Annotated in this window: 17 protein-coding genes; 9 read left to right on the top strand and 8 right to left on the bottom strand. The window is 66.7% G+C overall.

From position 1 onward, the window contains the following. Positions 1-19: 19 nt before the first annotated feature. The 5 genes from A5791_RS16685 to A5791_RS16665 form a co-directional block, all read right to left on the bottom strand. Positions 20-970, bottom strand: coding sequence for an adenylate/guanylate cyclase domain-containing protein (locus A5791_RS16685; RefSeq protein ID WP_231995932.1), 951 nt, complete (start codon positions 968-970; stop codon positions 20-22). An 86-nt stretch (positions 971-1,056) separates the two neighbouring features. After that, on the bottom strand, positions 1,057-2,808 hold the full coding sequence (locus A5791_RS16680; RefSeq protein ID WP_067239118.1) for a cyclic nucleotide-binding and patatin-like phospholipase domain-containing protein: 1,752 nt from the start codon (positions 2,806-2,808) through the stop codon (positions 1,057-1,059). Between the two features lie 97 nt (positions 2,809-2,905). Then, positions 2,906-3,328 (bottom strand): PPOX class F420-dependent oxidoreductase, encoded by a 423-nt coding sequence (locus A5791_RS16675; RefSeq protein ID WP_067239114.1) that lies wholly within the window; start codon positions 3,326-3,328, stop codon positions 2,906-2,908. A 3-nt stretch (positions 3,329-3,331) separates the two neighbouring features. Further along, positions 3,332-4,438 (bottom strand): acyl-CoA dehydrogenase family protein, encoded by a 1,107-nt coding sequence (locus A5791_RS16670; RefSeq protein ID WP_067239110.1) that lies wholly within the window; start codon positions 4,436-4,438, stop codon positions 3,332-3,334. A 7-nt stretch (positions 4,439-4,445) separates the two neighbouring features. Further along, positions 4,446-5,603, bottom strand: coding sequence for an acyl-CoA dehydrogenase family protein (locus tag A5791_RS16665; RefSeq protein WP_067239106.1), 1,158 nt, complete (start codon positions 5,601-5,603; stop codon positions 4,446-4,448). A gap of 121 nt (positions 5,604-5,724) precedes the next feature. On the opposite strand from A5791_RS16665, the gene A5791_RS16660 reads away from it, so the two are divergent. The 3 genes from A5791_RS16660 to A5791_RS16650 all read left to right on the top strand — a co-directional run bounded on the left by A5791_RS16660 (position 5,725) and on the right by A5791_RS16650 (position 8,522). Beyond that, a complete protein-coding gene (locus A5791_RS16660) occupies positions 5,725-6,561 on the top strand; it encodes a ComEA family DNA-binding protein (protein ID WP_067239102.1) in 837 nt (278 codons plus the stop codon). A gap of 92 nt (positions 6,562-6,653) precedes the next feature. Next, positions 6,654-8,171: a ComEC/Rec2 family competence protein gene (locus A5791_RS16655; protein ID WP_082966972.1), complete on the top strand. Its 1,518-nt coding sequence runs from the start codon at positions 6,654-6,656 to the stop codon at positions 8,169-8,171. A 3-nt stretch (positions 8,172-8,174) separates the two neighbouring features. Continuing rightward, the gene (locus tag A5791_RS16650; protein ID WP_067239099.1) at positions 8,175-8,522 is read left to right on the top strand and encodes a VOC family protein; all 348 of its coding nucleotides are present in this window, start codon (positions 8,175-8,177) and stop codon (positions 8,520-8,522) included. A 29-nt stretch (positions 8,523-8,551) separates the two neighbouring features. Here A5791_RS16650 and A5791_RS16645 read toward each other — a convergent pair whose 3' ends face one another. After that, positions 8,552-9,439: a TauD/TfdA family dioxygenase gene (locus A5791_RS16645; RefSeq protein WP_067239095.1), complete on the bottom strand. Its 888-nt coding sequence runs from the start codon at positions 9,437-9,439 to the stop codon at positions 8,552-8,554. Positions 9,440-9,627: 188 nt separating this feature from the next. Here A5791_RS16645 and holA point away from each other — a divergent pair, with 188 nt between their 5' ends. Next, the gene (gene holA, locus A5791_RS16640; protein WP_067239092.1) at positions 9,628-10,593 is read left to right on the top strand and encodes a DNA polymerase III subunit delta; all 966 of its coding nucleotides are present in this window, start codon (positions 9,628-9,630) and stop codon (positions 10,591-10,593) included. 3 nt (positions 10,594-10,596) lie between these two features. On the opposite strand, the gene rpsT is transcribed toward holA, so the two are convergent. Further along, on the bottom strand, positions 10,597-10,860 hold the full coding sequence (rpsT, locus tag A5791_RS16635; protein ID WP_067239089.1) for a 30S ribosomal protein S20: 264 nt from the start codon (positions 10,858-10,860) through the stop codon (positions 10,597-10,599). 166 nt (positions 10,861-11,026) lie between these two features. Here rpsT and A5791_RS16630 point away from each other — a divergent pair, with 166 nt between their 5' ends. From A5791_RS16630 to A5791_RS16615, 4 genes are read left to right on the top strand one after another with little or no spacing between them, the layout of a single operon-like run. Beyond that, positions 11,027-12,682, top strand: coding sequence for a circularly permuted type 2 ATP-grasp protein (locus tag A5791_RS16630; protein WP_067239086.1), 1,656 nt, complete (start codon positions 11,027-11,029; stop codon positions 12,680-12,682). Then, positions 12,682-13,659 carry an alpha-E domain-containing protein gene (locus A5791_RS16625; RefSeq protein ID WP_067239082.1) on the top strand — a complete coding sequence of 326 codons (978 nt, stop codon included), beginning with the start codon at positions 12,682-12,684 and terminating at the stop codon, positions 13,657-13,659. The genes A5791_RS16630 and A5791_RS16625 overlap by 1 nt, the downstream gene beginning before the upstream one ends. Then, a complete protein-coding gene (locus tag A5791_RS16620; RefSeq protein WP_067239079.1) occupies positions 13,659-14,498 on the top strand; it encodes a transglutaminase family protein in 840 nt (279 codons plus the stop codon). Before A5791_RS16625 ends, A5791_RS16620 begins: the two co-directional genes overlap by 1 nt. Then, the gene (locus tag A5791_RS16615; protein WP_067239074.1) at positions 14,499-15,161 is read left to right on the top strand and encodes a hypothetical protein; all 663 of its coding nucleotides are present in this window, start codon (positions 14,499-14,501) and stop codon (positions 15,159-15,161) included. It abuts the gene before it with no gap. On the opposite strand, the gene A5791_RS16610 is transcribed toward A5791_RS16615, so the two are convergent. Beyond that, positions 15,129-15,971, bottom strand: a complete 843-nt coding sequence (locus A5791_RS16610; RefSeq protein ID WP_067239266.1) for an Rv2407 family type 3 sulfatase — start codon at positions 15,969-15,971, stop codon at positions 15,129-15,131. The two genes, A5791_RS16615 and A5791_RS16610, sit on opposite strands and share 33 nt — an antisense overlap. Positions 15,972-16,103: 132 nt before the next feature. Here A5791_RS16610 and A5791_RS16605 point away from each other — a divergent pair, with 132 nt between their 5' ends. Next, positions 16,104-16,532 carry a CBS domain-containing protein gene (locus tag A5791_RS16605; protein ID WP_067239071.1) on the top strand — a complete coding sequence of 143 codons (429 nt, stop codon included), beginning with the start codon at positions 16,104-16,106 and terminating at the stop codon, positions 16,530-16,532. Positions 16,533-16,809 lie beyond the last annotated feature (277 nt).

Below are 16,809 nucleotides of genomic sequence, written 5' to 3'. Positions count from 1 at the left end.
ACCGCAACAGTTTGGTCGGCTACGCACGCCCGATGACCGGAAACGCAATCTGCGTTCCACTTCGGCCCTTGATCTCGACCTGCTCGGGCGGACCCCAGACGTATCTGGTCTCGACGGCGGCATGCACGGTGGCGGTCGTCATCACCGGTGCGCGACCGCCCCGTCCGGCGATACCCGCGAGCCGGAAGGCGACGTTGGTCGCGTCGCCGATCACTGCCTCGACCGTCCTGGTCATCGCGGCGAGCGCCGCCCGGCCCTGCACCACCGCCCAGCCCATGCGGATCGGCGACCCGTTCGGTTCCCGCAGCGGCAGTCCGGGCGCGAGTTCCTCGACTTTCTGGTTCGCCGCGAGCGCGAAGTCGATCGCCAGCTCGTTGGCATTGGGTAGCGCCCGTAGTCCCCAGACCGCGTACAGCGCGTCACCGGCGTAGTGGTTGAGGGTGCCGCGGTGGGCGCGCAGTACGCGGCCCAGCTCGGTCCAAAGGTAATTGAGGCTCTCCGCGATCACTTTGCTGTCGGTGACTTCGGAGATCGTCGAGTAGTTGGTGATGTCGCCGACGACCATCACCATGATCTCCTCGGTGATCCGGGTCATGGTGTAGTCACCGGTGTTCTCACTGACTGTGTTGAACCGGTCAGATCGGAACCTCAGCGTGACATCGCCTATCCGGATCTGGTCGTTGGGCCTGATGGGGACGGGTACCGCGCGTTCGAGCCGGGCGCCGTTGAGCAACGTCCCATTGGTGCTGGTGTCGATGATGAAGGCCTGGTCGGCGGCGGGATCCAAGCGGATTTCGAGGTGGTTTCGAGAGATTCCGGGATCGTTGATCACCAGCCGGCGGTGTTCGGCGATACCTGGGCAGACCCGGCCGACGAAGAGTTGATCGAAAATCGGGACGATGCGCGCGCCGTCCTCCGCACGCATGATCAGGTCGGCCAGCGGCTCCCCGCGCGACCTATTGGCGTCCACGGCTACAAACCTAGCCGTCTTGTGCTCACCCATGGCCTTTCGGGGGAGCCGACCATGCCCAGAACGAGGCTTGCAAAGACCCCGGCTTAACGAATCAGCGCAGGCTGTGCGTCCAGAGCGGCCCGCGTCGCGGCCCGGCCGGCTTCCAGGGCGGCGTCAAGTTTCTTGAAGTCCATCGGGCCGATCGCTGTGACGTCCGGCTCGATGACGGCGGCGATTTGCGGGTCGAGCAAGTTCACGGCGGACCCCGCAAGGTCGACGGTGCGAAGCAGCGTCTCCTGAAGCGGCGGCAGGGCGACATCCGAACCGGTTAGCAGCCGCCGGACCAGCCCGGGCAGCGGAACGATCGGCGGCAATAACCCAAAGCCCTTGGAAGGCACGAACTTTTGGCGTAGATCGACACATATGACTTGGCCGTCCGGATCGGCACACATCACGTCGGCCGGGAGTTGGTTCAAAAGACCGCCGTCGACGAGCATCTGTTCGCCCTGCAGCACCGGCGGCATCAGACCGGGGATCGAGATCGAGGCGCGCACCGCCAGTGACAGCGGGCCACGGCGGTGGACGATCTGATCGCCGGTGATCATGTCGGCGGACACGGAGAAGAAGCCGTGTGGCAGATGTTCGATCAAAGTGTTGCCGACGAAGTTCTCCAGTAGGCGGTCGATGCGTCCACCGCGGGTGAAGGCCACCGCGGGGATCGTGTAGTCGCCGAGGGGGTTGCCCTGCCCCAGGTACTTGCGCGCCGCCGCTATCGCCTCCTGCGCGTCCATTCCCACCGCGAAGGCCGCGGCGGCGATCGCGCCGGCACTGGTTCCGCCGAACCGGTCGATGACGACGCCTGCGCGGGTGAGCTCTTCGTAGACGCCGAAGTGCGACAACCCGCGGGCGCCGCCGCCCGCTAGAACCAGACCCAGGGATCGGCCGGCGATCCTGCGGGCCAGAGCACCGATGCCGTCGTCGTCGGCGCGGTGGTGCGAAATGGGATTCAGCGCATCCCACCAACCCGGATCCGGCTCGTGCCCGCACGCGAGCAGGTGCACCGGTCTTCCGTGGGTGACGAGCGAGTCGAGGCCTCCCGACGGGTGTTTCTGGGCCAGCAGGAACACCAGTCGGTCGCTTTGCGCCGCAACATATCGTCGCCAAAGGTGGCCTGAGCCTCGTTCGGCCACCAGCAGGACCCAATCGTTGCTTCGCTCCGCCCGATCAAGGGCTTCGCTGAACGCCTCGACGAGGTCGCCGTAGTCATGGACTTCTGCGGTTGTCTCGACGGGCGGAGCCAGCACGGCGGTCTTGCCGTGGGCGCCCAGCAGATTCGCGATCTTGTCAACGACCGGGCCGGCGGCGGCGTCACCCGTCGACAGCATGCCGATGACCCGGGGGCGCTGAGAAATCTCCGCCGCTCGAGACTTTTGCAGCATGCCTGCCATCGCGCGAAGCATCACCGACTGCAGTTGGGGAGTCGTCGCCAGCACCTCGGTAAAGGTGTCAGCGGCGATCCGCCAGACTTCGCCGTCGCGAACGGCACGTACGCCGGCAGAACGAGGAGCGCCCGCGATCACGCCCAGGTCCCCGATGGAGTCACCCGATCCCATCTCGCGAAACACCTGGCCGTCGACACCGACGACCGCGAACCGCCCCGAGGCGACGATGTAGATGGCGTCCGACGGGTCTCCCAACCGAAAGAGCCACTCGTCGGCGAAGATGTGGTGGCGGCTGACGGCGCCGGAGAGTTGATCGAGTTGCTCGTCGTCGAGGTCAGCGAGTAGCGGCACCCTGCGCAGCGCGGCTCGTTTGTCGGCCGCACGCAGCGGGGCCCGGCGGCGTTTAGCGCTCAATCTGCTGCTCCTTTTGGTCGCTTTTGTCGTTTAGTGGCTTTTGTCGCTTGGTCGCTTTGTCGCTTGGTCGCTTTTGTCGTTTAGTCGCTTTTGTCGTTTAGTCGCTGATGTCGAACCCGGCGATGACCTTGACGGGGCGGATTCGGACTGCCACCTCGCCGGGAACCGCGTTGCGCCGGCCGAACTCTTCGGCGCGGTCGGCGCCCATGTACCGCGCGCCGGTTCGGGTCGCGACGTTCAGCACGTCTTGCGGATCGTCGCTTAACGTCGCGGTACCCTGCACTTGCACAAAGGAATACGGTGGATGCGGGTCGTCGACGCAGATCGCAACTCGCGGATCACGCTGCAGCGCAAGCCCTTTCGGCGTGTTACGCGCAGTGGTGAATGCCAGCTGGCCGTCATCGACCACGAACCATACCGGAGTGACCAACGGCCTGCCGTCCGACGCGACGAAACCCAACATCCCGGTTCGGGTGCCGGCCGAGAGGAACTCGACGACTCTGTCGGTCAGCTCGGCCATGTATTAGAGCCGTGCCAGGTCGTAGTCACCGACATGGTCGATCAGGACCTGAAGGTGATCTTGCGAGGAGCCCAGCGTGTGCTCGATCGCGGTGAGCCTGGCCGCGTAATGGCCGGCCGGATACTCCGCGGTCATGCCGATACCGCCGTGCAGCTGGATCGATTCCTGCGCGATATGCCGGCCCGACCGGCCGATCTGCAGTTTCGCGCGCGACGCGATGAGTGGGTCGAGGTTGCCGTCGGCGATCGACATCGCCGCGTAAAGGTTCATGCTGCGGGCCATTTCCAGCGAGACGTACATGTCCGCGGAACGCTGGGTCAGCGTCTGGAACTTGTTGAGCGTGACGCCGAACTGCTTGCGGGTCTTGAGGTAGTCGGTGGTCAGACGAAGCGCTTCCTCCATTGCCCCGACGGCTTCGGAGCACAACGCCGACTGGAAACGAATGACGGCGTGGCCGATGGCATTCGACGCGTCTTGTCCATCGCCAAGCGGCTCGGCGGGGGTGCGGTCCAGGTCGATCTGCGCGCCGCGCTGTCCGTCGAATGTCGGGTACGGGTGGCGGGTCACGGTTTCCCCGTCGACCAGGAACAGCCCGGTGCCGCCGTCCGGCAATGCCGCGCTGACTACCAGCGAGTCGGCGCAGTCACCGGCCAGCACCGGATTCTTCCGTCCGCTCAACAGCCACGAATCACCTTGCTGCTCAGCGGTAGTGGCGAGCTTTGCGGGGGCCTTGCGGTGGCGGGGCTCCAAGTGGGCGAAGGCGAGTAGCCGTTGTCCGGCGGCGACTTCGTCCAGCAGTTCCTTTTGCGCTTGGCTGCCGTGCTCGGCGATCAGCGAACCGGGACCCAGGGCCGCGTGCACGACGGGTTCGGGTGCCAGTCGTCGCCCAATTTCGGTGAGTACCACCATGATCTCGATCTGGCCCGACTCGTCCGGATCGAAGCCCAATCCCAGAATCCCGATGTCGGCCAGCTGGCTCCACACCTCGCGGCTCCAACCGAGATCGGTGTCGATTACCTTGTTGCGGCTCTCCGGGTCATAGCTGCGCCCCAGCAGGTCGCGGGTGGTGTCACGGAGCAGCGCCTGCTCGTCGCTCAACTGAAAGTCCATGGCTGCCTCACAATCCCAGAATGGTGGATGCGATGATGTTGCGCTGCACCTCGTTGCTGCCGCCGTAGATCGATGTCTTGCGGTAGTTGAGGTAGCGTGGCGCGCTCGTTTGCGCCCAAGGGGGAGAAGCGATCTCGTCACCGTTCACCGGTAGCGCGTCGGGTCCGGCCACCTCGACCAGCAATTCGGTGGCCACCTGCTGCAGCTGGCTGCCGCGCAGTTTGAGTACTGACGACGCCGGGTTGGGTTTACCGTCGGCCGAGCTCGACACCACCCGCGCCTGGGTGAGTTCCAGTGCCAGCAGCTCGTTTTCGGCTTCCGCGAGGCGGGCTGCGAACAGTGGATCCTCGAGCAGACCCGTCTCCGCGGCGTGCTTTTTCACCTCGGCGAGACGTACTTTGGTGCGGCCCACCCCGGCGATCCCGGTGCGCTCGTTGCCCAGCAGGAACTTCGCGTATGTCCAGCCCTGGTTCTCTTCTCCGACAAGCTGATCGGCGGGCACGCGCACGTCGGAGAAGAACACCTCGTTGACTTCGTGGCCGCCGTCGATCGTCTTGATGGGCCGCAGCGTGATGCCAGGCGTGTTCATGTCCATCAACAGGAACGAGATGCCGGCCTGCCGCTTGGGCGCCTGCGGATCGGTGCGGACCAGACAGAAAATCCAGTCCGCATACTGGCCCAGCGTCGTCCACGTCTTCTGCCCGTTGACGACGTAGGTGTCGCCGTCGCGGGTGGCGGTGGTGCGCAGCGAGGCGAGGTCGGAGCCGGCTTCGGGCTCGGAGAATCCTTGGCACCACCAGATGTCCATGCTGGCGGTCGGCGGCAGGAAACGTTTCTTGATCTCCTGGGACCCGAATTCGGCGATCACCGGGCCGACCATCTTGACGTTGAAGTTCAGCGGTTCCGGGACGCACGCCAGTTGCATCTCGTCGGACCAGATCTGGTGCTGGGTGGGTGTCCAGTCCTTGCCGCCCCATTCGACGGGCCAGTTCGGCACCGCGAGGCCGTGGTCGTTGAGGATTTTGTGGCTGGTGACCATCTGATCGCGGGTCAGAGACGAGCCCTGACGTACCAGCTCACGGAGGTCCTCGGGAATCTGTGTGGTGTAGAAGGTGCGAAGCTCGTCGCGGAAAGCGGCTTCCTCGGCTGTGAGCGCCAGTTTCATGGGTTCCATCTTGACTTATCCGGCGTCGAGCCCTTCCACAGCCTCGGGTTAGTCCACAGGAAGCGTTTGGCGGACGGTCGATCGCGCCTGTGCTGGCGGTGGCCGCGCCTACGGTCGGCGCATGCGAACAGAACTGCCCGCCCAGCGGCTGCAGCGCCGATTAGGTGCCGATCCGCAGGCCGACGACACGGACGAGCCGGATGCCGCCACCGAAGAGGATCAGAACTCGTTGCTGCCACGTTGGCTCCCCGACGCATCCGGCGGCGGCTGGATGGCCAAGGTGCGTGCGGATCCCGGCCGCGCGGGTGCCGTTGCCCTGGCCGTGGTGGCCGCACTTGCCGTGTTGGTCACCGTGTTCACAGTGCTGCGTGACCGGCCTGCGCCGGTGATGTCGGCGAAGCTCCCTCCGGTGCAGCCGGTGTCATCTACTTCTAGGGCGAATCCCGCCCTGTCGGCCAGCCCGAGCGCCGGCGCTGACGGGCCGGTGGTGGTCAGCGTCGTCGGCCTGGTGAACAAGCCCGGACTGGTCACCCTGACACCGGGCGCGCGGATCGCCGATGCATTGCAGGCAGCGGGTGGCGCCGTGGATGGCGCCGACACCATCGGGTTGAACATGGCGCGCCCGCTCGGCGACGGCGAACAGATCGTGGTCGGGCTGGCTCCGTTGTCGGGACAGCCGAGGGCGCTCGGCAGCTCGGTGAGCCCGGGCTCGGCGGTCCCACCGGCAGCCGGGGCGCCGACGGGTACCACCAGGCCGAAGCGAGGCGAGGTGCTCGACCTCAACACCGCAACGGTGGAGCAGCTGGACGCCCTGCCCGGGGTCGGGCCGGTCACCGCTGCGGCGATCGTGGCGTGGCGGCAGGCCAACGGCAAGTTCACCACCGTCGACCAGCTCGCCGAAGTCGACGGCATCGGCCCGGCGCGGCTGGAGAAATTGCGTGCCCTGGTCCGCGTCTGACGCCGGTGTCTGGCAGCGACGGCCCCGGTGGTTACGGCGGGGCTCTGGCGCGACTCGATGTGCGCCTTGTCCCGGCCGCGCTCACGAGCTGGATGGTGACAGCAGCCGGTGTCGTGTGGCCGGTGGGCCGGCTGCTCGCGGGGTGCTGCGCGGTGCTGGCGGTCGCCTCGGGCGCGGCGTGGTGGTGCGTGTCGCGACGGCCTGGGCCAGCTGTGCGGTCTGGCGCGATCAGCGCCGGACTCGTGGCCGTCGGTGTGGTGGGCGCCGGCTTCGGGTTCGCAATAGCCTTGCGTGCCGATGCGGTCGCTCGCCACCCAATCACCGCCGCGTTCGGTGCCGCCATCCCGGTCACCGTGACTCCCAGCGAGAGCGCGATGTCCCTGGGAAGCGGCCGACTGATGTTTCGCGCCACGCTGCAGTACCTGCGCGAGGACGAAACATCAGGCCGTGCAGTGGTTTTCGCCAGGACCTCGGATTTCGGGGACATCATGGTCGGTCAGCCGGTCCGGTTCACCGCGCGGATCAACCGTCCAAAGCGGCATGACCTGACAGTCGCGGTGCTCATCGCCACGGGCCGGCCCGCCGTGGGCCAGGCCGCCGCGGTGCAGCGGGCCGCTCACGCCGTTCGTGGCAGGTTCGCCGCAGCCGTCCGAGGTGTGTTGCCCGCCGAGCAGGCCGCGATGCTGCCCGCCCTGGTCCTCGGCGACACTTCGGCTGTCACCACGACGACCAGCCGAGACTTTCGCGCGGCGAGCATGACGCACCTGACGGCGGTATCGGGTGCCAACGTCACGATCGTGTGCGGGGCCGTGCTGTTCTCGGCACGGCTGATCGGCCCGCGCTTTGCGGTGCTGCTGGCCGCCGCGGCGCTGGTGGGGTTCGTGATCGTCGTGCAGCCGACGGCCAGCGTGTTGCGGGCAGCCGTCATGGGCGCCATCGCGCTGGCCGGGATGCTGTCGTCGCGCCGGCGGCAAGCGATTCCGGCGCTGTGCGCCACGGTGCTGCTGTTGATGGCTGTCGCGCCGCAGCTGGCGGTCGACATCGGCTTCGCGTTGTCGGCACTGGCGACGGCCGCTCTGGTGGTCATTTCGCCGATCTGGTCACGCCGCCTCGTCGCCCGCCGCTGCCCCAGACCGTTGGCGGACGCAGTTGCGGTCGCGTTGGCCGCGCAAGTGGTGACCGCTCCCTTGGTCGCCGCGATCTCCGGCCGGTTCAGCCTGGTTGCCGTGTCGGCCAACCTTGCGGTCGCGGCCGTCATACCGCCGATCACCGTGCTCGGCACCGCGGCGGCCGTCTTATGCGGGCTGTGGCCCGGCGCTGCGCAGGTGTTGATCCGCTTCACAGGTCCAGAGCTGTGGTGGGTGCTGAGTGTTGCGCATTGGGCGGCCGGCATGCCCGGCGCGACGGTACCCGTGCCGAAGGGCGTCCCAGGCGTGCTTCTTGTCGGCGGCGTCACCGTGCTGGTGGTCGTGCTGTGGCGCTCGCGGTGGTTTCGCCTGGCCGCGGCATCGACGATGGCGGTTGCGGTCCTTTGCCTGCTCGCCTGGTGGCTGTCTGGGCTGAGCGGTGATGTGGGGGTGATGGCCAGCGGACTGACGAGGCAGAATTAAGCGATGAAGCCAGCCGGTGTACACCATGTCGCCATCTGCGTCGCCAACGCACAGCAGGGCCTTGCCTTTTATCGCGACGTGCTCGGCATGACGCAGCTTCCGCGCCCCGACCTCGGCCCGGGGTACTGGCTCGACGCCGGCGGCCAGCAGGTGCACCTGATGGAGTCCGACACCCAGCCGTCAGGTGCGAATCACTTCGCGATCCGGGTCGACGACGTCGACGCAGCCGTCAGTGATCTGCAGCAGCAGGGCGTCGAGGTGCACCGAGTCCCGCTCATCCCCGGCTCCGGGCACCAAGCCTTCCTGCACGATCCGTTCGGCAACTTGGTCGAGCTGAACCAGCCGGAATAGCTTGCGCAGTCCGCAAAGCGGCCGCGAGGTCATTTCGCCGGCTGGTGCGCCGGCGCACGCATGGCGTCGAGCCCGTCGACGGCTGTCGCGGAAATCGTGCTGCGGACCATGTAGCGCGGCTCCCGCGGCGGCCACGGCCGCCCGCGATGCATGGTCGCCCGGTTGTCCCACATCACCACGTCGCCCTTGCGCCACGAGTGCAGATAGCTCACGCCCGGGGCGGTCGCCGCCTCCGTCAGCTCCGCGAGCAACTCCCGCGCCGCTTTCCGCTCGATGCCCTCGATCGCGTAGGCGTGCGATGCAATGTACAAAGCCTTACGGCCATTGACCGGGTTCTTCCACACAAGGCGCCAGCATTGCGGCGGCAGCGCCGCCCGCTCGACCGGGCCGGCAAGGTCGGGCGCGATCTTGCCGCGCGAGTAAGCGTATTCGTGCCAGGCGAAGGAATTTTCCAGCCGTCGCTGCAACGCCGGGTGGAGGCGCTCGAAGGCGAGCCGCGTGGAGACATACTCGGTCTCGCCCCCGCGCCCTGGAATGATGCGCGACGACAGCACCGAAGCAAGCGCCGGCACCCGCTTGAACGAACTGTCGGTATGCCAGAGCTGATTCGCCTTGTTCTCCAAGGCGAGCCGGTCATCTTCCGGCACTACATTGCCCGTCGCGTCGAGGGTCTTGAGGATCACCAGGTTGGTGCCGTAACCGTCCGAAGCCACCTTTGTGACCTCGAGCGGGCCGAAGCGACGCGAGAAGGCGAGTTGTGCTTCATCGGTGACGTCCTGGTCGCGAAGGACCACAACCGAGTGCTCCTCGAACGCTGCGCGCACCGCCGCATATGCGTCCTCGCTTGCCGCAACGTCGTGAATGGTCACTCCGCGGAGTTCGGCGGCGAAGCCCGGACCAACCGGGACGATTTCCATCGGCGTCCTCCATCGCATTCCAGGTCTGACCATGACTCTCCGCCGAAGACGAGCCCCCGGCAAACAACCCGGCTGCCGAAGCCTTGGCTCAAGCGCGATACCTCGCCCAACCCGCCGAGGCCCAGCAGCTCGGTCGAGCGGTAGCGCCCAAACGGAGCGCCGTCAGACCCGCGTGACACGATCGTCGGGTGAGCGAGGTTTCGCCGTTGCACCTGGTCCTGGGAGACGAGGAATTGCTGGTCGAGCGAGCCGTTGCAGAGCTGCTCAAATCCGCGCGCGAGCAGGCCGGCGTCGACGACGTGCCCGTCAACCGCATGCGGGCCGGCGATGTCACCACCTACGAGCTGGCCGAGCTGCTCAGTCCGTCGCTGTTCGCCGACGAGCGGATCGTGGTGCTGGAGGCCGCTGGAGAGGCAGGCAAGGAGGCGGTCGCGGTCATCACGTCAGCAGCCGCTGATATCCCCCCCGGCACTGTGCTGGTGGTGGTGCACTCGGGGGCCGGGCGAGCAAAAGCGCTGGCCGGCGAGCTGCAGAAGCTCGGCGCCGCAGTCCACCCGTGCGCGCGAATCACCAAGCCCAGCGAACGCGCCGACTTCGTCCGCAAGGAGTTCCGCTCATTGCGGGTCAAGGTCGACGACGAGACGGTGACCGCGCTGCTCGACGCGGTCGGCTCCGACGTGCGCGAACTCGCCTCGGCATGTTCCCAGCTCGTCGCCGACACCGCCGGTGACGTCGACGCCGAGGCGGTACGGCGCTACCACAGCGGCAAAGCCGACGTTAAGGGCTTCGACATCGCCGACAAGGCCGTCGCCGGCGACGTGGCAGGAGCCGCCGAGGCGCTGCGCTGGGCGATGATGCGCGGGGAACCGCTGGTGGTCTTGGCCGATGCGCTGGCCGAGGCCGTGCATACCATCGGCCGAGTGGGTCCGTTGTCCGGCGATCCCTACCGCCTGGCGGCGCAGGTCGGCATGCCCCCGTGGCGGGTGCAGAAGGCCCAGAAACAGGCCCGACGCTGGTCGCGCGAGACAGTGGCAGCCGCGATGAAAGTGGTGGCGGAACTCAACGCCAACGTCAAGGGAGCCGTGGCGGACGCCGACTACGCCCTCGAGTCCGCGGTCAGAAAGGTCGCGGAGCTGGCCAGTACCCGTAGCTGACGGTCAGCCGAGCTTGTTCAGAGTGCGCGCCAGCGCCGACTTCTTGTTGGCCGCCTGGTTCTTGTGGATCACGCCCTTGCTGGCCGCCTTGTCCAGCTTGCGATTGGTCGACACCAGTAGTTCGGTGGCCTTGTCTTTGTCGCCGGCATGGGCGGCTTCGCGGAACGCGCGGACAGCCGTACGCAGCGACGACTTCACCGACTTGTTGCGCAGTCGGGCGCGCTCGTTGGTGCGGTTGCGCTTCTGCTGCGACTTGATGTTGGCCACGCGTCTGTGTTCCCGTCTGTTCCTGCGTTGATTGGGCGACTTGACCGGGCTCTCCGTGATCTGAAATGCCCGTTCGCGACTGCCCAGGTTATCAGTCGGTTACGTTTTCTCCCAAAATGGGAACTCGTGGCCTGCCCCATCGTCGATCTGAGGCAGCATCTGACAGGTGAGTCTTCCGAACCAGCTTGAGGAGACCAAGCGGGGGTCGCGCGGCGGTGCGCGTGCCCGTTCGGAACGCATCTTCGACGGATACAACACGTCGGACTCCTACTCGATGGCGTTCGACGAGATGTTCGATGCCGAGGGCAGCGTCCGCGGGCCCTACAAGGGCATCTACGCCGAACTCGCTCCATCAGACGCCTCCGACCTGAAAGCCCGGGCCGACGCACTGGGCCGCGCGTTCATCGACCAGGGCATCACCTTCTCGCTGTCGGGGCAGGAGCGGCCGTTCCCGCTGGACCTGGTACCCCGGGTGATCTCGGCATCGGAGTGGACCCGACTGGAACGCGGCATCACCCAGCGCGTTAAAGCCCTCGAGATGTACCTCGACGACATCTACGGGGGCCAGGAGATCCTGCGCGACGGCGTGATACCGCGGCGGCTGGTGACCTCTTGTGAGCACTTTCACCGTCAGGCCATGGGCATCGTGCCACCCAACGGGGTGCGTATCCACGTCGCGGGCATCGACCTGATTCGCGACGAACGCGGCGACTTCCGGGTGCTCGAGGACAATCTGCGCTCGCCGTCGGGCGTCTCGTACGTCATGGAGAACCGGCGCACCATGGCACGGGTCTTCCCGAACCTGTTCGCCACCCACCGGGTCCGTACCGTCGACAATTACTCGGCGCACCTGCTGCGGGCGTTGCGCAACTCGGCCGCCACCAACGAGGCCGATCCCACCGTCGTGGTGCTCACCCCCGGTGTCTACAACTCGGCCTATTTCGAGCACTCGCTGCTCGCCCGGCAGATGGGCGTCGAGCTGGTCGAAGGCCGCGACCTGTTCTGCCGCGACAACCAGGTGTACATGCGCACCACCGAGGGCGAGCGTCAGGTCGACGTCATCTACCGGCGCATCGACGACGCTTTCCTGGACCCGCTGCAATTCCGGGCCGACTCGGTGCTTGGGGTGGCCGGCCTGGTCAACGCCGCGCGGGCCGGCAACGTGGTCATTTCCTCTGCGATCGGCAACGGCGTCGGCGACGACAAGCTCGTGTACACCTATGTGCCCACGATGATCGAGTACTACCTAGGCGAGAAGCCGGTGCTGGCCAACGTGGAAACGTTTCGCTGCTGGCTGGATGACGAACGCGAGGAGGTGCTGGACCGGATCCGCGAGTTGGTGCTCAAGCCGGTCGAGGGCTCCGGCGGTTACGGCATCGTCTTCGGCCCGGAAGCCACCGAAAAAGAGCTGTCGGCCGTCAGCAAGAAGATCCGCGACGATCCGCGCAGCTGGATCGCCCAGCCGATGATGGAACTGTCCACGGTGCCAACCCGCATCGAAGGCTCGTTGGCGCCGCGCTACGTCGACCTGAGACCGTTCGCCGTCAACGACGGCAACGACGTATGGGTGCTGCCCGGCGGGCTGACGCGGGTGGCGCTGGTGGAGGGTTCGCGGGTGGTCAACTCCAGTCAGGGCGGCGGCTCCAAGGACACCTGGGTGCTGGCGCCGCGCACATCGGGAGCCGAGCGTGAGTTGGGCGCCGCGGAGGTGGTGCGGTCGCTGCCGCAGCCCCTCCCCGAATCAGGGCCGGACGGTTCGCAGGCCACGCCGCAATCGGGCGCCGGGCAATCCCAGCACCAACAACAGAAGGCGATCGACTGATGCTGGCCCGCAACGCCGAAGCGCTGTACTGGATCGGCCGCTACGTCGAGCGCGCCGACGACACCGCCCGCATCCTGGACGTGGCTGTACACCAACTGCTCGAGGATTCCAGCGTCGACCCCGACCACGCCTCCCGGGTGCTGCTGGAGGTGCTCGGCATCGAGCCCCCGGACACCCGGCTGGACGTGTGGTCCCTGACCGACCTGGTGGCTTTCAACCCGAACACCCAGGGCGGATGCTCGATCGTCGACGCGATCTCGGCGGCGCGGGAAAACGCAAAATCGGCAAGGGAAGTCGCGTCCAGCGAGACCTGGGAGTGCATCAACACCACCTACCACGCGCTACCCGAACGCGAACGTGCCGCCAAACGCCTTGGGCCGCACGAGTTTCTGTCGTTCATCGAAAGCCGGGCGGCGATGTTCGCGGGCCTGGCCGACTCCACACTCTCCCGCGACGACGGCTATCGCTTCATGATGCTGGGCCGCGCGATCGAACGGGTGGACATGACCGTGCGGCTGCTGCTGTCCCGGGTGGGGGACAGCGCGTCCTCGCCGGCATGGGTGACGCTGCTGCGCTCGGCCGGTGCGCATGACACGTACCTGCGCACCTACCGCGGGGTGCTCGACGCCGGCCGGGTGGTCGAGTTCATGATGCTCGACCGGCTGTTCCCGCGTTCGGTGTACTTCTCCTTGCGGCTGGCCGAACACAACGTCGAGGAACTGCTGCACAACCCGCAGAGCCGAATCGGGGCCACCACCGATGCGCAGCGGCTGCTCGGTCAGGCGCGCAGCGAATTGGAATTCGTGCAACCGGGTGTGTTGCTGGAATCGCTGGAGAACCGCTTGGGCGCCTTGCAGAGGACCTGCGGTGCCGTCGGAGATGCGTTGGAGCTGCAGTACTTCCATGCCGCACCCTGGGTAGCGTGGTCGGATGCCGGTCAGCGGGTCCGATCGTTGACCACGCCGGGAGAGTCCTGATGTGGCGGGTGCGGGTGGTGCACACCACCGGATATGCCTACAAGTCGCCGGTGACGGCCTCCTACAACGAAGCTCGGCTGACGCCGACGTCCAACAACAGGCAGAATGTCATCCTCAACCGCGTCGAAACCATCCCGGCCACCCGGTCCTACCGCTACACCGACTATTGGGGCACTGCCGTAACGGCTTTCGACCTGCACGCGCCGCACACTGAACTGACCGTGACGTCGTCGTCGGTCGTCGAAACCGAACGTCCGGAACCGCCGACGGCCAAGACCAGTTGGGAAGAACTGCAGTCCATGGCCGTGATCGATCGGTTCGACGAAGTGCTGCGACCCACCGCCTACACCCCGACAAGCAAACGTGTTGCCGCCGTGGGGAAGCGGATCAAGAAGTACCACGACCCCAGGGAAGCCGTCGTTGCCGCCGCTCGCTGGGCACGCAGCGAGCTGGACTACCTTCCGGGAACCACCGGCGTGCACTCGTCCGGGCTGGACGCGCTGCAACAGGGCAAGGGCGTCTGCCAGGACTTCGCGCACCTGACACTGATTCTGTTGCGCGCCATGGGAATTCCCGGGCGCTACGTGTCGGGATACCTACACCCCAAACGCGACGCCGTCCTCGGAAAAACTGTTGAGGGCCGCAGCCACGCCTGGATCCAGGCCTGGACCGGTAGCTGGTGGAATTACGATCCCACCCACGACACCGAAATCACCGAGCAGTACGTGAATGTCGGCGTCGGCCGCGACTACGCCGACGTGTCGCCGTTGAAGGGCATCTACTCCGGGCAGGGAGCGACGGACCTGGACGTAGTCGTGGAGACCACCCGGCTGGCCTGAATGGTGAACAGGGCTCGACCCCGGCCGACCGGACCCTCGCTGGTGGTGCTGTCGGCCGCGTGCGTTGGGTTGCTGTTCGGCGGACTTGGGGTCGGGGTCGCGCTCGGCGGTGTGATGCCATTGCCATACGGACCGCTTCCACCGATCCAGGAGTACGTGCGCAACCATCGGGTGGCGGTGCAGACCATCGCCGTGGCGATGTTCGCGTCGTCGGTGCCGCTGGCGGGTTATGCGGCCGCGGCGAGTGCCCGGCTGCGGCGGCTCGACGATACCGGGCCCCGACCGACGATCGCGTTGACCGGCGGCATTCTCGCGGCCGGGTCGCTGGCACTTGCCGGCTTGGTGGGCTGGACGCTGACGCGGCCAGAAGTCAGCGCGGACGCCGCTTTGGTCCGGGCGCTCTACACCTTGGTGTTTCTGATCGGTGGCCCCGGGCACGTCGTTGCGCTGGGCGTGCTGATCGCCGGGATGGCGGCCGCTGGGTTCATGCCGAAACCGGTGGCGTGGATCGGCCTGGCGATCGCGGTACTCGCCGAATCGGCGACGGCGGTGCTGGTCTGGACGCGGCTGGGCATGATCCTTCCGGTTGCCAGGGTTTTGGCGTTGGGGTGGCTGGTGGTGGCCGGCGCTTTATTGCCGCGCGACGACCTCGACGCGATGTAGGTCGTCGCCGAGTTCGATTCGCCCGCTGAACTCGGCTGCCGCCAGCGCCCGCCACTGCTCTTCTTGCCCGGGCACGACGGCAGGCACATAGTGCGTCATGACCAGCGTGCTCACCCCCGCGCGCGCCGCCGTCGCGGCCGCTTCCTGAACCGACGAGTGGTAGTCGCAGACGTCCTTGACCCGCTGCTGGGGCACGTGGGTGAGGATGTCCTTGCGAATCACGGTGTGCACCAACGCGTCTGCACCGGTAGCCAGCTCGTCCAGGCTGGCGCAGGGCACGGTGTCGCCGGCCAGCACCACCGCAGCGCCGTCGGCTTCGATCCGGAACCCGATGGTGGGCGCCACCGGCCGGTGATCGGTGGGAGCCACCCGGATGGTCACGCCGTCGCGGTCCCACACTTGCCCCTCGGTGTACTCGTGGACCTCGACCGGCGGCGGCGCGTTCAGGTCGGCGTGGTGGGCGATCCGATAGCCGATGTCGCGGCCGAACGCCTTCAGCGTGGCGTCGACGGTCTCCGCGGTGCCGGGCGGCCCGATGATCTGCAGGGGCGCAGGATCAGCCGCGAAGTTGGTGACCCAACTCGTGATCAGCACGTCGCCGAGCTCGGCAATGTGGTCGCTGTGCAGGTGGGTGAGCAGCACGGCCGACAAGCCGGCGGCGCCCACCCCGACCGCCGCCGCACGCTGCAACACACCACGTCCGCAATCCACCAGGAACACCTGGCCGCCGGCGCGTATCAGCGTCGACGGTCCGGCGCGGTTCGGGTCGGGGATGGGACTGCCGGTTCCGAGCAGGGTGATCTCGATCATGGGACCCATCCTTGCAACTCGTGCCACGGCCCGGGCCTGCGCCGACGGTCACAATTGGCTATGTGTTCTTTCTTGCCGCGTGAGTTAGCCGTAGCCTGGTGTGAAGCAGATCACCGGCGGCTGGAGGCCTTGATGCGGATCGCGGATGTCTTGCGGAACAAGGGTGCGGCGGTGACCACGATCCACCCTGACGCGACGGTCCGTGAACTGCTTGCCGGCCTGGCCGAGCAGAACATCGGCGCCATGGTGGTGATGGCCCCGGAAGGTGTCGTCGGCATCGTCTCGGAACGTGACGTGGTACGGCAGCTGCACACTCATGGCGCCAGCGTGTTGTCCCGCCCGGTGTCCAAGATCATGACCAGCGCGGTCGCCACCTGCACCAAATCGGACACCGTCGACAGCATCAGCGTGCTGATGACAAAGAACCGGGTGCGCCATGTGCCGGTGCTGGACGGCAAAAAACTCATCGGCATCGTCAGCATCGGCGACGTCGTCAAGACGCGAATGCAAGAACTCGAGGCCGAGCAGCAGCAGCTGCAGTCCTACATCACTCAGGGTTAGACCGGCTCGGGCGTACCGGCCATTCGAGTGCCGGTTCAGCGTGAACTGACGGTTTTGGCTGTGAACTGACGGTGTTGGCCGTGAATCTATGGCGTTGGCTGTGAATCGTGGGCTTTGCGCGTGAATCCTGGGCTTTCGGTGTGAGCTTACGGCGTCGATCCGGCCGATTTTTCCGCCCAGGATTCACAGCCAAAGCCATAGATTCACAGCCAACGCCATAGATTCACGGCCAACACCGTCAGTTCACAGCCAAAACCGTCAGTTCACGCTGAACCGG

This window comes from Mycobacterium sp. 852002-51163_SCH5372311 (assembly GCF_001667115.1).
Taxonomy (GTDB): Bacteria; Actinomycetota; Actinomycetes; order Mycobacteriales; family Mycobacteriaceae; genus Mycobacterium.
Note: the sequence above shows the minus strand (reverse complement) of the source record. Positions and strands in the feature narration are given on the sequence as shown.

What these genes read in the sequence shown, in the direction of transcription:
- A5791_RS16675 (WP_067239114.1), bottom strand. Translation starts at nt 3,328, where the DNA reads ATGGCCGAGCTGACCGACAGAGTCGTCGAGTTCCTCTCGGCCGGCACC.
- A5791_RS16670 (WP_067239110.1), bottom strand. Translation starts at nt 4,438, where the DNA reads ATGGACTTTCAGTTGAGCGACGAGCAGGCGCTGCTCCGTGACACCACC.
- A5791_RS16665 (WP_067239106.1), bottom strand. Translation starts at nt 5,603, where the DNA reads ATGAAACTGGCGCTCACAGCCGAGGAAGCCGCTTTCCGCGACGAGCTT.
- A5791_RS16660 (WP_067239102.1), top strand. Translation starts at nt 5,725, where the DNA reads ATGCGAACAGAACTGCCCGCCCAGCGGCTGCAGCGCCGATTAGGTGCC.
- A5791_RS16655 (WP_082966972.1), top strand. Translation starts at nt 6,654, where the DNA reads ATGGTGACAGCAGCCGGTGTCGTGTGGCCGGTGGGCCGGCTGCTCGCG.
- A5791_RS16650 (WP_067239099.1), top strand. Translation starts at nt 8,175, where the DNA reads ATGAAGCCAGCCGGTGTACACCATGTCGCCATCTGCGTCGCCAACGCA.
- A5791_RS16645 (WP_067239095.1), bottom strand. Translation starts at nt 9,439, where the DNA reads ATGGAAATCGTCCCGGTTGGTCCGGGCTTCGCCGCCGAACTCCGCGGA.
- A5791_RS16625 (WP_067239082.1), top strand. Translation starts at nt 12,682, where the DNA reads ATGCTGGCCCGCAACGCCGAAGCGCTGTACTGGATCGGCCGCTACGTC.
- A5791_RS16620 (WP_067239079.1), top strand. Translation starts at nt 13,659, where the DNA reads ATGTGGCGGGTGCGGGTGGTGCACACCACCGGATATGCCTACAAGTCG.
- A5791_RS16615 (WP_067239074.1), top strand. Translation starts at nt 14,499, where the DNA reads ATGGTGAACAGGGCTCGACCCCGGCCGACCGGACCCTCGCTGGTGGTG.
- A5791_RS16610 (WP_067239266.1), bottom strand. Translation starts at nt 15,971, where the DNA reads ATGATCGAGATCACCCTGCTCGGAACCGGCAGTCCCATCCCCGACCCG.
- A5791_RS16605 (WP_067239071.1), top strand. Translation starts at nt 16,104, where the DNA reads ATGCGGATCGCGGATGTCTTGCGGAACAAGGGTGCGGCGGTGACCACG.